Origin of the sequence: Xanthomonas sp. PPL134, from assembly GCF_040595915.1 — a bacterium.
Lineage (GTDB): Bacteria > Pseudomonadota > Gammaproteobacteria > Xanthomonadales > Xanthomonadaceae > Xanthomonas_A > Xanthomonas_A indica.
Genome location: NZ_JAMDLL010000003.1, coordinates 255,384 through 271,574, shown reverse-complemented (window position 1 = coordinate 271,574; position 16,191 = coordinate 255,384). Strand labels below are relative to the sequence as shown.

At 71.2% G+C, this 16,191-nt stretch carries 12 protein-coding genes; 10 read left to right on the top strand and 2 right to left on the bottom strand.

What is annotated here, in order from left to right; genetic code table 11:
* Nucleotides 1–14 precede the first annotated feature (14 nt).
* From ybaL to M3U25_RS09015, 9 genes are all read left to right on the top strand, one after another.
* Complete coding sequence (ybaL, locus tag M3U25_RS09055; RefSeq protein WP_242161055.1) at nt 15–1,694, top strand: YbaL family putative K(+) efflux transporter; 1,680 nt, start codon at nt 15–17, stop codon at nt 1,692–1,694.
* 203 nt (nt 1,695–1,897) lie between these two features.
* Complete coding sequence (locus M3U25_RS09050; RefSeq protein ID WP_355498175.1) at nt 1,898–2,629, top strand: aldolase/citrate lyase family protein; 732 nt, start codon at nt 1,898–1,900, stop codon at nt 2,627–2,629.
* Between the two features lie 28 nt (nt 2,630–2,657).
* Nucleotides 2,658–4,787 (top strand): TonB-dependent siderophore receptor, encoded by a 2,130-nt coding sequence (locus tag M3U25_RS09045; RefSeq protein ID WP_355498178.1) that lies wholly within the window; start codon nt 2,658–2,660, stop codon nt 4,785–4,787.
* 246 nt (nt 4,788–5,033) lie between these two features.
* Nucleotides 5,034–6,260, top strand: coding sequence for a siderophore biosynthesis protein PvsA (locus M3U25_RS09040; protein ID WP_355498181.1), 1,227 nt, complete (start codon nt 5,034–5,036; stop codon nt 6,258–6,260).
* Nucleotides 6,257–8,053 (top strand): IucA/IucC family protein, encoded by a 1,797-nt coding sequence (locus M3U25_RS09035; RefSeq protein WP_355498184.1) that lies wholly within the window; start codon nt 6,257–6,259, stop codon nt 8,051–8,053. Before M3U25_RS09040 ends, M3U25_RS09035 begins: the two co-directional genes overlap by 4 nt.
* Complete coding sequence (locus tag M3U25_RS09030; RefSeq protein ID WP_355498187.1) at nt 8,050–9,222, top strand: MFS transporter; 1,173 nt, start codon at nt 8,050–8,052, stop codon at nt 9,220–9,222. Before M3U25_RS09035 ends, M3U25_RS09030 begins: the two co-directional genes overlap by 4 nt.
* Complete coding sequence (locus tag M3U25_RS09025) at nt 9,200–10,957, top strand: IucA/IucC family protein (RefSeq protein WP_355498190.1); 1,758 nt, start codon at nt 9,200–9,202, stop codon at nt 10,955–10,957. Before M3U25_RS09030 ends, M3U25_RS09025 begins: the two co-directional genes overlap by 23 nt.
* A complete protein-coding gene (locus M3U25_RS09020; protein WP_355498193.1) occupies nt 10,954–12,207 on the top strand; it encodes a type III PLP-dependent enzyme in 1,254 nt (417 codons plus the stop codon). Before M3U25_RS09025 ends, M3U25_RS09020 begins: the two co-directional genes overlap by 4 nt.
* A gap of 53 nt (nt 12,208–12,260) precedes the next feature.
* Nucleotides 12,261–12,575: a PsiF family protein gene (locus M3U25_RS09015; protein WP_017910801.1), complete on the top strand. Its 315-nt coding sequence runs from the start codon at nt 12,261–12,263 to the stop codon at nt 12,573–12,575.
* A gap of 254 nt (nt 12,576–12,829) precedes the next feature.
* Here M3U25_RS09015 and M3U25_RS09010 read toward each other — a convergent pair whose 3' ends face one another.
* Complete coding sequence (locus M3U25_RS09010) at nt 12,830–13,900, bottom strand: sterol desaturase family protein (RefSeq protein WP_355498196.1); 1,071 nt, start codon at nt 13,898–13,900, stop codon at nt 12,830–12,832.
* A gap of 117 nt (nt 13,901–14,017) precedes the next feature.
* On the bottom strand, nt 14,018–15,286 hold the full coding sequence (locus M3U25_RS09005; RefSeq protein ID WP_355498199.1) for an MFS transporter: 1,269 nt from the start codon (nt 15,284–15,286) through the stop codon (nt 14,018–14,020).
* Nucleotides 15,287–15,315: 29 nt separating this feature from the next.
* Here M3U25_RS09005 and M3U25_RS09000 point away from each other — a divergent pair, with 29 nt between their 5' ends.
* A complete protein-coding gene (locus M3U25_RS09000; RefSeq protein ID WP_355498202.1) occupies nt 15,316–16,146 on the top strand; it encodes a helix-turn-helix transcriptional regulator in 831 nt (276 codons plus the stop codon).
* Nucleotides 16,147–16,191: the final 45 nt, after the last annotated feature.

Here is a 16,191-nt window from a genome sequence, read left to right as displayed (position 1 = left end):
TTCTGCGATCCTGAATGCATCACGACACCAGTCTCATCGACATCATCGCGGTCGGGCTCGCGCTCGCCTTCCTCCTTGGCACGCTGGCCCATCGCCTCAAACTCTCGCCGCTGGTCGGCTACCTGGTGGCGGGCATCTGCGTGGGCCCGTTCACGCCGGGCTTCGTCGCCGACCAGGCCCTGGCCACCCAGCTGTCGGAACTGGGGGTGATGCTGCTGATGTTCGGGGTGGGGCTGCACTTCTCGCTCGAAGACCTGATGGAAGTGAAGTGGATCGCGATCCCCGGCGCGCTGGCGCAGATCGCGGTCGCCACCCTGCTCGGCTGGGGGCTGGCCTGGAGCATGGGCTGGCCGACTCTGCACGGCCTGGTGTTCGGCCTGGCGCTGTCAGTGGCCAGTACCGTGGTGCTGCTGCGGGCAATGGAGGAACGGCGCCTGCTGGAGACGCTGCGCGGGCGCATCGCGGTCGGCTGGCTGATCGTGGAAGACCTGGTGATGGTGCTGGCACTGGTGCTGCTGCCGGCGCTGGCCGACGTGCTCGGCGGCAAGGGCGCCGATACCGGCTCGATCCTCGGCGCGCTCGGCGTCACCCTGCTGAAGATGGCCGCGTTCGTGGCGGTGATGCTGGTGGTGGGCCGCCGCGCCATCCCGTGGGCGCTGGAAAAGGTGGCCGCGACCGGTTCGCGCGAGTTGTTCACCCTGTCGGTGCTGGCGATCGCGCTGGGCGTGGCGTTCGGCTCGGCGACCCTGTTCGGCGTGTCGTTCGCACTGGGCGCGTTCTTCGCCGGCATGCTGCTGAAGGAATCGGAACTCAGCCACAAGGCCGCCAACGATTCGCTGCCGTTACGCGACGCCTTCGCGGTGCTGTTCTTCGTCTCGGTGGGCATGCTGTTCGATCCGCACATCCTGCTCGAGCATCCGTGGCAGGTGCTGGCCACCTTCCTGACCATCACCGTCGGCAAGTCGCTGGCCGCGTTCGTGATCGTGCGGGCCTTCGGCCATCCCACCGGCATCGCCCTGACCATCTCCACCAGCCTGGCGCAGATCGGCGAGTTCTCCTTCATCCTCGCCGGCCTGGGCGTGAGCCTGGCGATCCTGCCAGAGACCGGCCGCGACCTGATCCTGGCCGGCGCGCTGCTGTCGATCATCGCCAACCCGCTGCTGTTCACCTGGCTGGACCGCTGGCAGGCGCGGCAGGCGGTGGAGGCGCCGGTGACGGTGGAACCGGAACTGCCGCCGGGCCCATCGCTGGACCTGGTCGACCATGCCATCGTGATCGGCTACGGCCGGGTCGGCAGCGCGCTGGCGGCGGTGCTGCGCGAGCGCGGCGTGCCGGTGCTGGTGATCGACGACAACCGCGACCACGTCGAACGCGCGCATGCCGACGGCATCCCCGGCATCCGCGGCAGCGCCGCTGCCGACCGCGTGCTGGCCGAGGCGCATCCGGAAAAGGCCAAGATCGCGATCCTGGCGATCCCGCAGCCGCTGGAGGCCGGCGAGGCCCTGGCCAAGCTGCGCGCGCTGAACCCGGCGCTGACCCTGCTGGCGCGGGCGCACAGCGATGCCGAGGTCAAGCATCTGCTCGACCACGGCGCCGACGGCACGGTGATGGCCGAGCGCGAGCTGGCGTATTCGCTGGCGGAAATGGTGATGGCGACGCCGCCGTACCGGGGGATGCGCGCTGCCGCACGCTGAGGCCTTGACCGCAGGGATTGGGGATTAGGGATCGGGGATTCGCAAAAGCGGCTCCTCTTCGAAGAGTGAGTCGCAGCGAGAAGCGCGGTAGCGCACAGAAAGCGTCTACAGCGGCCGTGACGACGCGCAGCGAATCTTCTTGATAAGCATTCTCGTTTGCGGCAGGATTGCGCTCCCTTCCCCAGTTCCGCTCGCCCTCCCCCATGGCCTGCAAGATCGGGTTGCTCAACTCCGTGCCCAGTGCCCTGCTGTGCGAGATGTTCGGGCATGTCGGCTACGACTTCGCGGTGCTCGATCTGGAACACGTGCTGCGCTCGCCGGCCGAGCTGGAGCATGCCATCCGCGCCTGCGAGCTGGGCGGCTGCGAACCCTGGGTGCGGGTGCCCGAGGTCGATGCCAAGCTGATCGGCCGGGTACTCGACGCCGGCGCCCGTGGCGTGGTCCTGGCCGGGCTGGACAGCGCCGAGCAGGCCGAGCGCGCGGTCGCCGCCGCGCACTTCCCGCCGCACGGCCGCCGCGGCATCACCGGCGGCCGCGTCACCGGCTTCGGCAGCGTGGCCCTGGCCGACTACATCGCCCGCAGCCGAGAGCGTCTGCGCGTGATCCCGATGATCGAAAGCGCCGCCGGCGTGCGCGCGCTGCCGCAGATCCTGCAGGTGCCCGGCGTGTCGCTGGTGATGGAAGGCGCGCTCGACCTGGCGCTGGACCTGGGCGTCGGCCCGCAGCCCACCCACCCGCAGGTCTGGGATCACCTGCTGGCGATCGATGCGGCCTGCCGCGCCGCCGGCGTTGCGTTCTGCCCCAATCCCCGCGACGCCGCACAGCGCGCGCACTGGCTGGCACAGCCGGACCTGCAGTGGCTGTTCGCCGGCGAAGACCGCGCGCTGCTGCAGGCCGCATTGCGCCAGCGCGCGGCCGACCTGCGCCGTCCCTGACCGTTTTCGCGCCTTTGGAGTCGTCGTCTTGATCGCTTCGCTTTCCCCTTCGCTGCTGGCCGTCGCCCTCGTCGCCGCCATGCTCGCTCCCACCAGCGTGCGCGCCGAGGATGTCCCGCCCGATGCCGACGCGCAGGCGCGGATCCGCCAGCTCGACGCGGTGCAGGTGCAGGGCAGCCTGCTCGGCCGCTCCACCGTCGAGGACGTGCAGCACTACGCCGGCAGCCGCCAGGTGATCGACAGCACGCAGCTGCGCAGCGGCGCCAACCGCTCGCTGGACGAGGCGCTGCAGAAGGTGCCGGGCATCAAGGTGTTCGACGAGACCGGCACCGGCGCGCTGCCGCAGATCATGCTGCGCGGCCTGTACGAGAGCCGCAGCGGCCGTGTACAGGTGCTGGAGGACGGCATTCCGCTGGCGCTGGCGCCGTACGGGCAGACCAGCCTGTCGCTGTTCCCGGTCGGCATGAACCAGGTCGACCGCATCGACATCGTGCGCGGCGGCGCGGCGGTGCAGTACGGCCCCAACAACGTCGGCGGCGTGATCAACCTGATCAGCCCGGACATCCCCACCACCTGGACCACCACGCTGGGCCAGAAGGTCACCGCCGGCGGCGCCGGGCATTACCTGAGCGATACCGCGATCAGCACCGGCGGCTACGTCAGCGAGACCTTCGGCCTGCAACTGGATGCGAACTGGACCAAGGGCGACTATTGGCGCGAACACAGCGCCACCGACATCAAGAACCTGCGCCTGCGCGCAGAGTGGTGGCTGGCGCCGGACAAGCTGCTCAAGGCCAGCGTGCAGCGCTATGTCGCCGACATGGACATGGCCGGCGCCTTGTCCACCGCCGACTACCTGCGCGATCCGCGCCAGTCGACGCGGCCGCTGGATGCATTCACCGGCCGTACCACCCGCGCCTCGCTGGTCTACCAGCAGGACTTCGGCGACGTGGGGCCGTTCCAGGACCTGCGCCTGGACTGGAGCAACTTCAGCGCGCGCAGCAGCCGCAATTTCATCGTCGGCATGCGTTCGGCCTCCAGCGAGACCTGGCGCCCCGACCTGCCGCCGCAACTGCGGCAGAGCGCGCCGCGCGATTTCCGGGTCTACGGCAGCGAACCGCGGCTGAGCTGGACGATGGGCGACGGTGCAGTGCGCCAGCAGTGGACGCTGGGCGCGCGCGCGATCAACGAGGACATCGACTTCCTGGTCGGCAACACCCGCCTCAGCGACGGCGTCTACACCCTGGTGCGCGACTGGCGCTTCAAGGATCGCGGCGCGGCGGCCTATGTCAGCGACGCGATCGCGTTCGCCGACGGCCGCCTCACCGTCACCCCCGGCCTGCGCTACGAGCAGGTCGATTCGCGCTACTACAACCTGGCCAGCGGCGCGCGCACGCGCAACAAGACCGACGACGTGTTGCCCGGCCTGACCGTGGGTTTCCAGGCCAGCCCGCAGTGGTACCTGTACGCCGACGGCCAGCGCTCGCTGCGCGCGCCGCAGGTCACCCAGATCATCTTCGGCGACAACCTCGACGCCGAACTGGCCTGGAACTACGAGGCCGGCGCGCGCTACCAGCCCAACGAGCGCACCCGTGTGCAGTTCGGCGGCTACCTGATCGACTTCGACCAGCAGATCCAGCTCGACAACACCACCCGCACCTACCGCAACCTCGGCAAGACCCGCCACCAGGGCGGCGAAGTGGAACTGCAGTGGAGCCCGGCGCACCTGCGCGCGCTGACCCTCAACGCCGGCTACGCCTACCTGGACGCGCGGCAGGAATCGGGCGTGTACGACGGCAATCGCGTGCCCTACACCTCGCGCAACCAGCTCACCCTCGGCGCGTCGTACCGGCCCGAATCCGGTCATACCACCGTCGCCGTTTCCAGCTATTACTTCAGCCGTGCCTTCAGCGATGCGGCCAACACCGTGCAGGAGAACGCGATCGCCTCGGTCGGCGAACTGCCCTCCTACTGGGTGTGGAACGCGCAGCTGAGCCAGGTGCTCAGCGAAGGGACCAGCGGCAAGCTCAGCGCGTCGCTGGCGGTCAACAATCTGTTCGATCGCAAGTACTGGTACCGCGGCATCGACACCAGCCCCTGGGGCCGGCAGCCGGCGCCGGGCCGCAGCGTCACCGTCGGCCTCGAGTACACGTTCTGATCCATCCCGGCGTCGGACGACGACGCCGGACGCCGCACCACCGCGCGCCAGCACGGCGCGCCGCCGCCCGCGGGAGACGCGGGCCAGTGCAACGGACGCAGCCGCGTCCTTCCCTACCCAGCGCGCGCCCGATGCGATGCGCCAGGCAACCACGCGACCCTGCCGCAGCCGCGGCGCATGCCTCCCGTGTCCGCCTCCGCGCGGCCGCGCCGGCGTGCGTGCGCCTGCGCCCGACGAGACCCGCACATGACCCCGCACGACGCTCCCCTGCTGATCCTCAGCCACGTCTGCCACCCGGCGGTGACCGATGGCTTCCTTCCCGCCGCGCAGCGCCTGGGCGTGCCGGTGCTGCTGTTGACCGACCACCGCCACGCCCACCTCGACCACTTCCGCCGCCATCCGCCCGCCGCACCGGTGCAGGTGCTGGAGTGCGACGTGTTCAATCCGCTGGGCGTGCTCGACCTGCTCGGCAGCCTGCCGCAGCCGCCGCGCGCGGTGTTCAGCAACAGCGACCACCTGCAGACCAGCGCCGCCGTGGTCGCCGCCGCGCTCGGCGTGCCCGGCAAGGACTGGCAGGTCTGCTACGCGGCCAAGAACAAGGCGGCGATGCGCCAGCGCTTGCGCGCACTCGGCCTGCCGACGCCGTGGTTCTGCAGCCTGGCGCCGGGCGCGACGGCGCCGGCGCAGGTCTCCTGGCCGCTGATCGCCAAGCCGCGCGAAGGCGTGGCGAGCATGGACGTGCGCCACTGCGCCGACGCGACGGCGCTGCTGGCCTACCTCGACGATTTCTGGCAGCGCCACCCGCAGCGCAGCGTGCTGCTGGAAAGCGTGCTGGACGGCCCGCTGTTCACCCTGGAAACGCTCGGCGACGGGCGCAGCCTGCAGCCGATCGGCGGCTTCGACGTGCAACTGTCGGCACCGCCGCATTTCGTCGAGTGCGAGGCGCGCTGGCGCGGCGCCACCGACACGCCGGTGCTGCAGCAGGCGCTGGCGCAACTGCAAGCGTTCGGCATCGGCTTCGGCGTGTGCCACAGCGAATTCATCCTCACCGCCGACGGCCCGGTGCTGGTGGAGATCAACTACCGCAGCATCGGCGACGGCCGCGAATTCCTGCTCGACCGGCTGTTCGGCGGGCACTGGTTCGACAGCGTGCTCGGCCTGCACCTGGGCCGGCCGCTGCCGACGCTGCAGGCGCGCCGCGCGCACGCCCTGGTGCGCTACTACGTGGCCGAGCACGACGGCACGCTGGCGGTGGCCAGCGCCGACCACGGCAGCAGCGACACGCATTGGGAGGCGCGCTACCGGCGCCTGCGGCAACCCGGCGACGCGATCCGCCTGAGCCACTCCAACAAGGATTACCTGGGCGTGCTGGACGTGCTCGCCGACACCGAATCGGACCTGCAGCGAGCGCTGGCCAGCACCGAGGCGGCCCTGCACTGGCGCATCGACACCACCACCGGAGTGGCGGCATGAGCCAGGACGCCGATCGCCGTTACATCGACCTGCGCGTGATCGATGCCTGCCTGCGCGAAGACCTGCGCGGCATCGTCAGCCGCGGCGCCGCCGCCACGCCACCGCCGGCGGTGCTCGCCGCCTGGGCGCAGGCGCCGCTGCCTGCGGACGCCATCTGGTGGCGCATCGCGCACCTGCCCGACGGCGAACTGTGGCTGCCGCTGCGCCGCGCCGGCTACCTGCAGACCGTGAGCGCCTGCAGCGACGGCTGGGTGCTGCACTCCGCGCAGCACAGCGCCTACGAATCCGGCGCGGCGCAGTGGCTGGCGCGGCTCGGCGCCGGGCTCGACGCAGAGACCCAGGCGCTGCACCGCGCCTACGTCGAGGAAGCCGACTGCGCAGTGCGCCAGCGCGCGCTGGCGCGGCAGGCCTACACGCAGCAACAGCCCCTGCTGGCCACCGCGCTGGACGCGGCCGACGCGCACGAACGCGCCTACCGCTGCGAACAACTGGCCAGCCACCGCGACCATCCCTTCTATCCCAGCGCGCGCGCCAAGCTCGGCCTGGACGACGCCGACCTGCCGCGCTACGCGCCGGAGTTCGGCCCCAGCTTCGCGCTGCGCTGGCTGGCGCTGCCGGCCGCGCAGGTCACCCAGACCACGCCGCCGCCGGCGTTCTGGCCGCGCCCGAGCATGCTCGGCCTGGGCCCGACGCTGGACGCCGATCACGTCGCCTGGCCGCTGCATCCGCTGATCTTCGCGCGGCTGGGCGAGGACGGCTTCGCCGTGCCCGAGGGCGCGATCGCCGCGCCGCAGCCGTGGCTGCAGGTACGCCCGTCGCTGTCGCTGCGCACGGTGATCCCGCTGGCGTTTCCCGATCATCATCTGAAGCTGCCGGTGCCGATGCGCACGCTCGGCGCGCTCAACCTGCGCCTGATCAAGCCGTCCACGCTGTACGACGGACACTGGTTCGAACGCGTGCTGCGCGATCTTGCCGCGCACGATCCGGCGCTGGGCGAACGCTACCTGCACGTGGACGAGGCGCATGCCGGCCATGTCGGCGAGACCCGGCACCTGTCCTACCTGCTGCGCCGCTATCCGGCGCTGCCGGAGGCGACCCTGGTCCCCGTGGCAGGCCTGTGCGCGCTGCTGCCCGATGGCCGCCCATTGGCCATGCACCTGGCCGAGCGCTTCCATGGCGGCGACCTGACCGCCTGGTGGGACAGCTACCTGGCGCTGATGTGCGAGGTGCACCTGCGGCTGTGGCTGTGCTACGGCATCGCGCTGGAGGCCAACCAGCAGAACAGCGTGCTGATCTACGCTGCCGGGCGCGCGCCGCGGCTGCTGCTCAAGGACAACGATGCGGCGCGGGTGCTGCTGTCGCGGCTGCACGCGCAACGGCCGGCGCTGGCCGCGTTGGGCACGCCGCGCGACACACGCATCGCGGTGCAGGACGACGCCGCACTGGCGCGGATGTTCTGCACCATCATTTTGCAGCTGGATCTGCAGGCGGTGCTCGAAGGACTTGCGGAATGGCAGCCGGCACTGCGTGCAACGCTCTACGCGCTGCTGCGCGCGCGCCTGCACGGCACCCTGCGTACCTTGCGCGAAGAGGGCATCGATATCGCCCCGGCGCAGGCGCTGCTGGATGCACCGAAGCTGCCGGTGAAGTACCTGCTCAGCGCCGGCAGCCTGCTCGGCAAGCAGATCACCGGCGCGGCGGACATCAACAAGTTCTACGGCGACAGCGCGCCCAACCTGCTGCGCGAGGATGCGCTGGCAGCGCGCGCGGCCGCGGCCGGGGCGGCGCGATGAAGCGCCTGCTCGGCCCGGTGCTGGCCGCGCACTACCTGGCCGCCTTCACCGCGCTGGGCATGCCGCTGTTCCTGCCGCAGGTGCTGCAGCAGCTGGCGCCGGGCGCGGCGATCGGCTGGAGCGGCGTGCTCTACGTGCTGCCGACCCTGTGCACTGCGCTCACCGCCAGCGCCTGGGGCCGGCTGGCGGATCGCTACGGACGCAAGCGCTCGCTGCTGCGCGCGCAACTCGGCCTGGCGCTGGGCTTCGTCATGGCCGGCTTCGCGCCGAACCTGGGCTGGCTGGTCGCCGGCCTGGTCGTGCAGGGCGCCTGCGGCGGCTCGCTGGCCGCGACCAACGCCTATCTCAGCAGCCAGGCGCAGAGTGGCTCGCTGGCGCGGGCGCTGGACTGGACCCAGTTCTCGGCGCGGCTGGCGATGGTCACCGCCCCGGCGCTGCTCGGCCTGGCCACCGCGCTGGGGCCGGCGCAGTCGCTGTACCGCTATCTGGCGCTGCTGCCGCTGCTCGCCTTCGCGCTGAGCTGGCGCTTGCCGGCCGATCCGCCGCGCGCACCGGCGCCACGCGCGTCCACGTCCGCCGCGCCACACCTGGATGCGGCGCAGCGCCGCCAGCGCTGGGCGCTGTGGACCACGCAGTTCCTGTTCTGCTTCGCGATGGTGGTGACGTTTCCCTATTTCCTGCCGTACGCGCAGGCGCACGGCATCGGCAGCAGCGCGGTCGCCGGCCTGCTGTACAGCCTGCCGCACCTGGTCTACCTGGTGTTGATGCCGTGCTGGCGCGGTCGCGATCACCGCACCTCGCCGCTGCCGGCGGGGCTGGCGCTGTTCGCGCTGGCCTGCCTGCTGCAGATCGCGCCGCCGGCGCCGGGCTGGTTGATCGCGGCGCGGCTGCTGTTTGGCCTGGGCATGTGGATGGCGCTGCGCGGCCTCAACCGCAGCCTGGCCGAGATCGCCGGCGGGCACGGCGCCGGCCAGTTGTTCGGCCGTTTCGATGCCGCCGGCAAGTACGCCGGCGTCGCCGGCGGCGCCCTCGCCGGCGCCCTGGTGCAAGGCCATGGCCTGGCCGTGCCGTTCCTCGCCGCCGCCGCGGCCGCCCTGCTGGCGCTGCTGCCGGCCCTGATGCTCACGTCCGTTCGGAGAACCGTCCATGTCCCCGTTGCCGATGCATGACCCGTGGTACGACAGCCTGGCGCAAGCGCAGGCGATCACTTGCTGGCTCAACTGCTACCTGCGCGAGGTCGCGCTCGGTCGCGGCCTGGCCGACTTCGACTACCGCGGCCTGGACCGGCCCGGCGTGGCCGCCGCCGGCGAACGCTGGCTACGCCTGCAGTTCCCCTCGGGCGCGACGCTCTGCGTACGCCTGGCGCATGCCGACGGCCTGGGCCGCTGCCGCTTCGCCTCGGCGCCCTACCTCAAGGCCGACGGCCGTCCCTGGCACTGCCTGGACGCAGAGGCGCTGGTGCGCCTGCTGCTGCAGGAGCTGAGCGAAGGCGAGCAGGCGCCGAACCTGGAACTGCTGGCGCAGAGCGCCAACAGCATCGCCATCACCGCGCAGCTGTTGCGCCAGGCCGAGGTCGCGTCGCCCACCGGCGAGGCGCTGATCGATGCCGAGCAATCGATGCTGTGGGGCCACGCCTTCCATCCCACGCCCAAGAGCCGCGAAGGCGTGCCGCTGGAGCAGGTGCTGGCCTGCGCGCCGGAAGCGCGCAGTGCCTTCCCGCTGTTCTGGTTCCGCATCGACCCACGCCTGTACCGCGCGCAGGGCGATGACGTGCGTGCCACGCTGGCGCAGGCCGGCGGCGGCGCCGACCTGTACCCCTGCCATCCATGGGAGGCCGAGCGCGTGCTGGCGCATCCGCTGCTGCGCCAGGCGCAGGCGCGCGGCTGGATCGAACCGCTGGGCGAACGCGGCCTGGCGCTGCGCCCGACCTCGTCGGTGCGCACGCTGTACCACGCCGACCTCGATCATTTCCTCAAGCTGTCGGTGCACGTGCGCCTGACCAACTGCGTGCGCAAGAACGCCTGGTACGAACTGGAAAGCGCGGTGGCGCTGACCCGCCTGCTGGCCCCGGACTGGCAGGCGCTGGCGCAGCGCGTGCCCGGCTTCCACGTGCTGCTGGAGCCGGCCGCCACCGACCTGGACTTCTCCGCGCTGGAGGCCGATGCGCAGGCCTGCCGCGAACTCGGCGAAAGCTTCGGCGTGCTGTACCGGCAGGCGATCCCGGCAGCGCAACGGGCACGCTATCGCCCGCAGGTGGCCGGCGCGCTGTTCACCCACGACGCGCGTGGCCAGCCGGCCTGCGCCGCCGCGCTGCAGGCGCTGGCAAAGCGCAGCGGCAGCAGCGTGGAGGCCGCCACCGCTACCTGGTTCCGCGCCTACGCGCAGTTGCTGCTGGACGGCGTGTGGAGCGCCTGGTTCGGCTACGGCATCGTGCTGGAGCCGCACCTGCAGAACACCGTGTTCGGCTGCGAAGAGGGCTTGCCGACGCAGGTGTGGATCCGCGACCTGGAAGGCACCAAGCTGCTGCCGTCGAGCTGGCCGGCCGCGCGCCTGCCCGGCATGTCCGAGACCGCGCGGCAGTCGCTGTACTACAGCGCCGAACGCGGCTGGAACCGCATCGCCTATTGCGCGCTGGTCAACAACCTGGCCGAAGCGATCTTCCACCTCGCCGACGGCCACGACCGCCGCGAACGCCAGCTGTGGCAGATCGTCGGCGACATCGCCCGCCGCTGGCAGCAGCGCCACGGCGCGCAACCGGCGCTGCAGGCCCTGCTCGATGGCGCGCCGCTGCCGGCCAAGAACAACCTGCGCCTGCGCCTGCTGCAGCGCGCCGACCGCCATGCCGACTACAGCTTCCTGCCCAACCCGATCGGCAGCGCCGCCCTGCGGCAGGTGGCGGCATGAGCCTGCGCATCGACTCCACCCCGCTGCACGCAGCGCTGGCAACGTTGCGCGCCCAGGCCGACGGCCCGGTCTGCGCCTACGTCTACGACCTGGCGGCGCTGCAGGCGCACGCGGCGATGCTGCGCGCACACCTGCCGGCCGGGTGCGAGCTGTTCTATGCGGCCAAGGCCAACGCCGAGCCGCCCGTGCTGCGCACCCTGGCGCCGTGGGTGGACGGCTTCGAAGCGGCCTCCGGCGGCGAGCTGCAGTGGCTGCACAGGCATCAGCCAGGCCGCCGGCTGCTGTTCGGTGGCCCTGGCAAGCTCGATGCCGAACTGCAGTTGGCCGCCAGCCTGCCCGATTGCAGCGTGCACGTGGAAAGCCTGGGCGAGCTGCAGCGACTGGCCCGCATCGCCGCGTCGAGGGAGCGGCCGCTGTCGGTGTTCCTGCGCCTGAACATCGTGGTGCCGGGCATGCAGGACACGCGCCTGGTGATGGGCGGGCGGCCCTCGCCGTTCGGCCTGGACGTGGACGACCTGGACGCGGCCATGCAGGTGCTGCGCGGCGCGCGCGGGCTGCGCCTGGACGGCTTCCACTTCCACCTGCTGTCGCACCAGCGCGATGCGCAGCTGCAGTTGCGCCTGATCGCACACTACCTGCAGACCGTGCAGGGCTGGCGCCAGGCGTATGGGTTGGGACCGCTGACGGTGAACGCCGGCGGCGGCTTCGGCGTGGACTATGCCGCTCCGGCAGCCTCGTTCGATTGGGCGACGTTCTGCGCGGGATTGCCGATGCTGCTGCACACGCATGGCGAGGGCCTGCGCCTGCGCCTGGAACCGGGCCGCTACGTCAGCGCCGCCTGCGGCTGGTACCTGATGGAGGTGCTGGATATCAAACGCAGCCATGGCGCGCAGTTCGCCATCGGCCGCGGCGGCACCCATCATTTCCGCACGCCGGCCGCGCAGGGCCACGATCATCCGTTCCTGGTCCTGCGCGGCACGCAGCCGCCGGTGCTGCGCGATGCGCGGGTGACCCTGGTCGGGCAGCTGTGCACGCCCAAGGACGTGCTGGCCCGCGACCAGCCGGTGGCCGCGCTGGCGCCGGGCGACTGCCTGGCGTTCCCGCTGGCCGGCGCCTACGCCTGGAACATCTCGCACCAGCAGTTCCTGATGCATCCGCCGCCGCAGATGCTGTTCCTCGACGGCCCGGCGCAGGCCGCCGACGCCATGCCGCAGCGCCGCATTGCCGACCCGGCCACCGCCGCGTCATGATCCGCTCGCCCGTGCCGGCACACCCTGCCGGCACACCATCCGGAGCTGCCGCCATGACCCGTTCCGCTCGCTTCGCCGCCACCTGTTTGCTGCTGAGCTTCACCGCCGCCCCGCTGCTGGCCACCGCCGCGACCAAGCCACAAACCGCACAACAGACCTTGATGGCCAAGTGTTCGGCCCAGAACAAGGGCAAGAAAGGCGACGAGTACAAGAGCGCGCAAAAAGCCTGCCTCAGCGGTGGCACCGCCCCGGCGGCGGGCAACGCCTCGCAGCAACGGATGAAGGACTGCAACGCGCAAGCCGCGACGCAGAAACTGCAGGGCGACGCCCGCAAGACCTTCATGAGCGGCTGCCTCAAAAAGCAGTGAGCCCACTCGCCCTCTCCCCCTGGGAGAGGGGTTGGGGTGAGGGTACGGCGCCTAGCGTCTCGCGATGGTTGGGTGCACGAGGCTACGCCCGCACCCTCATCCGCCCCTGCGGGGCACCTTCTCCCAAAAAGGGGGCCATGGTCCCGAAGGGAGAAGGAAAGGCGCTAGCCCCTCTCCCCCCGGGAGAGGGGTTGGGGTGAGGGTACGACAGCCAGCGAGACCGGCAACAACCGCGTTGCCAACCGCCACTGCTCCTACGAATCCCGACTCCCCACTCCCGAATCCCCGCCGTTCAACGGCATCCCCGCATGATCCACCGGGATCGGCGCGTAGTCCTCGCCGAACGCGACCTCGCCCGGCGTCCATCCGGAGCGGCGCCGCACCGCGCCCCAGAAGCGCTTGAGTCCTTCTACCTGCAGCGCCACCAGGCCCAACTCGTTGTCGCGGTCGACCATCGGATCGCCCACCCCGGTCGGCCGCACCGGCTCGCCGTAGAGCGCCGTGCCGAACAGCACGTCCCAGAACGCGAACACCTGGCCGAAGTTGCAGTTGTGCAGACCGGGCCGCTCCGGATCCACGCGCATGTGGTGCAGGCGATGGAACGGCGGATCGACCAGGAGTTTGTTGAGCACCGGGCCAAAGCCGAAACGCACGTTGGCGTGCGACAGGTTCTGCACCAGTTCGCCGAGCAGCATCAGCCAGGCGAACTCATCGGCCTCGATGCCGAAGGCGATGCCCACCGCGGCCAGCACGAACGACTGCAGCATGCCGTCCAGGTAGTTGCTGCGGTCGTTGGCCCAGCAGCTGAGCTGGCGCTGGCTGTGGTGCATGCTGTGCATGGCCCACCACCACGGCATCCAGTGCTGCACCCGGTGCATCCAGTAGTAGGTGAAGTCGTAGGCCAGGTAGTACAGCGCGAACAGCACCAGCGGATGCTGGTCCAGCCACGGCCACATATGCCGAAGGCCGGTCTCCGGCGCCGCCGCGGCATTGGGGTCGGCGCCGCCCAGCGCGTTGACCACCGGCGTCAGGATCAGGAACGAGAACAGCGGGAACACCCCGATCAGCATCAGCCAGGTGTAGTGGAAGTCGATCCGCGCCAGCCGCCGGTGTTCCCAGCGCTCGGCCGGCCACAGGCTCTCCAGCGGACGGAACAGCACGCCGATGATGGACAGTTGCAGCGCGGCCACCAGCAACGAGGCGGCGATGTCGTGCGGATCGTCGCTGAGCCCGGTCAGGTGCAGCGCCGCCAGCAGCGGCGCCACCGCATGGCTGGCGACCAGGTCGACCAGCGTGGACCAGGCGTGGGCAATGGACGCAACCATGGCGATGGCAGGCATGCGGAGACGGCGATGGGGGCGCGACGGCCGGCGCGACAGCATGCTGCCGCTGGCTTTCGCCAAGCTGTCCGCGTCGACCGAGGCCGGCCGCCACTGCCCGCGCTAGTGCGCCGCGGCGTTGCCCGGCCGCCGGCTCGGCAGAAACGCCGCGACGATGCCCAGCAGCGGCAGGAACGACATCACCTGGTACACGAAGACGATGCCGCGGTGGTCGGCGAGCAGGCCCAGCACCGCCGCGCCCAGCCCGCCCATGCCGAAGGCGAAGCCGAAGAACAGCCCGGAGATGGTGCCGATGCGCCCGGGCATCATTTCCTGCGCGTACACCAGGATCGCCGAGAACGCCGAGGACAGCACGAAGCCGATCAGCACGGTCAGCGCGGTGGCCGCATGCAGACCCACGTGCGGCAGCGCCAGCGCGAACGGCGCCACGCCCAGGATCGACACCCAGATCACCGGCTTACGGCCGATGCGGTCGCCGACCGGGCCGCCGATCAGCGTGCCCAGCGCCGACGCCAGCAGGAACGCGAACAGATGCAACTGCGCGCTCTGCACCGAGACGCCGAAGCGCTGGATCAGATAGAACGTGTAGTAGCTGCTCAGCCCGGCGATGTAGAAGTACTTGGAGAAGATCAGCAGCAGCAGGATGCCGACGATGCGCACCACCGTGGCGCGCGGCAACGCCGGTACCACCGCGACCGGCCGCGGCGCCGCACGCGCGGCCTGCAGGTGCAGTGCGTACCAGCGGCCGACGTAGGACAGCAGGGCGATGCCGAGCAGCGCCGCGCCGCCGAACCAGGCCACGCTGTGGCGGCCGTTGGGCACGATCACCGCCGCGGCGATCAGCGGCCCCAGCGCGGTACCGGTATTGCCGCCGACCTGGAACACCGACTGGGCAAGGCCGTGGCGGCCGCCCGAGGCCAGCCGCGCGATGCGCGAGGATTCGGGATGGAAGATCGCCGAGCCGATCCCGACCAGGGCCGCGGCCAGCAGCACCATGCCGAAGCTGGGCGCGTAGGCCAGCAGCAGCAACCCGCACAGCGTGGAACTCATGCCCATCGGCAGCGAATACGGCGCCGGCCGGCGATCGGTGCGCAGCCCGATCAGCGGCTGGAACAGCGAGGCAGTGATCTGGTACGTGAGGGTGATCAGGCCGACCTGGGCGAAGCTGAGCTGGAACTGGCCCTTGAGCACCGGGTACAGCGCCAGGATCAGCGACTGCATCATGTCGTTGATCAGGTGCGAGGAGGTGATGGCCGCGAGCACGCCGGCGGCAAGCCTGCGCGGCGCGGCAGTGGGGCTGGAGACGGTGGGGCTGGCGGCAGGTGCGGAGGCGGGGGTGGCCGCGGACGCGGCGGGGCGCAGAGAGGACATGGCGGAACGGGCAGCGCGAGGGTGGACGCATGGTAGGCTTCCCGGCCCCGACCTTCCCGCGCGACATGACCATTCCCTATCGCGAAAAGGACATGCCGCAACCGCCGTCGCCGCGCAATGCGGACGACGCCGTGGCCGACGTGGTGTGCAAGGCCACCGACTACCCCGGCGACAGCGCCATCCCCCCGCATCGCCATGCCCGTCACCAATTGGTCTACGCGGTGTCCGGGCTGATGGTGGTGCGCTCGGGCCAGGGCCACTGGGTGGTGCCGAGCACGCGTGCGCTGTGGATGCCGGCCGGCACCGAGCACAGCGTGCGCTGGATCGGCACGCTGCGCATGCGCAGCCTGTACATCCGCCCCGACGCCATCGCCGGCATGCCCGACACGCCGGCCGTGGTGGCGGTGGAGCCGTTGCTGGAAGCGCTGATCCGCAGCGCCGCCGAGATCCCCTGGGACCACGCCACCGACTCGCGCGACGGGCGGCTGATGCGGCTGATCCTGGACGAACTGCATGCGCTGCCGGCGCTGCCGCTGTACCTGCCGCAGCCGCGCGATCCGCGCCTGCTGCGCATCGGCGCCGCGCTCGACGCCGACCCGGCCGACCCCACCACCCTGCACGCCTGGGCCGCGCAACTGGAGGTGGACGTCAAGACCATCCAGCGCCTGTGCCAGCGCGACCTGCGGATGCGCTTCGGCCAGTGGCGGCAGCAACTGCGCCTGCTGCGCGGACTCGAACGGCTGGCCGCCGGCGATCGCATCATCGACGTGGCGATGGACCTGGGCTACGACAGCCCCAGCGCGTTCACCGCCATGTTCAAGCGCCAGTTCGGGCAGCCGCCCAGCCAGTTCTTCCGGTAGCGGTTCCGAGGCGGCGGCGCAGCGACCGCGCAGTCACCAGCACGC

Coding starts and splice junctions, on each gene's coding strand:
- ybaL (WP_242161055.1), top strand. CDS start 15: ATGCATCACGACACCAGTCTCATCGACATCATCGCGGTCGGGCTCGCG.
- M3U25_RS09010 (WP_355498196.1), bottom strand. CDS start 13,900: ATGGTTGCGTCCATTGCCCACGCCTGGTCCACGCTGGTCGACCTGGTC.
- M3U25_RS09025 (WP_355498190.1), top strand. CDS start 9,200: ATGTCCCCGTTGCCGATGCATGACCCGTGGTACGACAGCCTGGCGCAA.
- M3U25_RS09030 (WP_355498187.1), top strand. CDS start 8,050: ATGAAGCGCCTGCTCGGCCCGGTGCTGGCCGCGCACTACCTGGCCGCC.
- M3U25_RS09005 (WP_355498199.1), bottom strand. CDS start 15,286: ATGTCCTCTCTGCGCCCCGCCGCGTCCGCGGCCACCCCCGCCTCCGCA.
- M3U25_RS09040 (WP_355498181.1), top strand. CDS start 5,034: ATGACCCCGCACGACGCTCCCCTGCTGATCCTCAGCCACGTCTGCCAC.
- M3U25_RS09000 (WP_355498202.1), top strand. CDS start 15,316: ATGGTAGGCTTCCCGGCCCCGACCTTCCCGCGCGACATGACCATTCCC.
- M3U25_RS09020 (WP_355498193.1), top strand. CDS start 10,954: ATGAGCCTGCGCATCGACTCCACCCCGCTGCACGCAGCGCTGGCAACG.
- M3U25_RS09035 (WP_355498184.1), top strand. CDS start 6,257: ATGAGCCAGGACGCCGATCGCCGTTACATCGACCTGCGCGTGATCGAT.
- M3U25_RS09015 (WP_017910801.1), top strand. CDS start 12,261: ATGACCCGTTCCGCTCGCTTCGCCGCCACCTGTTTGCTGCTGAGCTTC.
- M3U25_RS09050 (WP_355498175.1), top strand. CDS start 1,898: ATGGCCTGCAAGATCGGGTTGCTCAACTCCGTGCCCAGTGCCCTGCTG.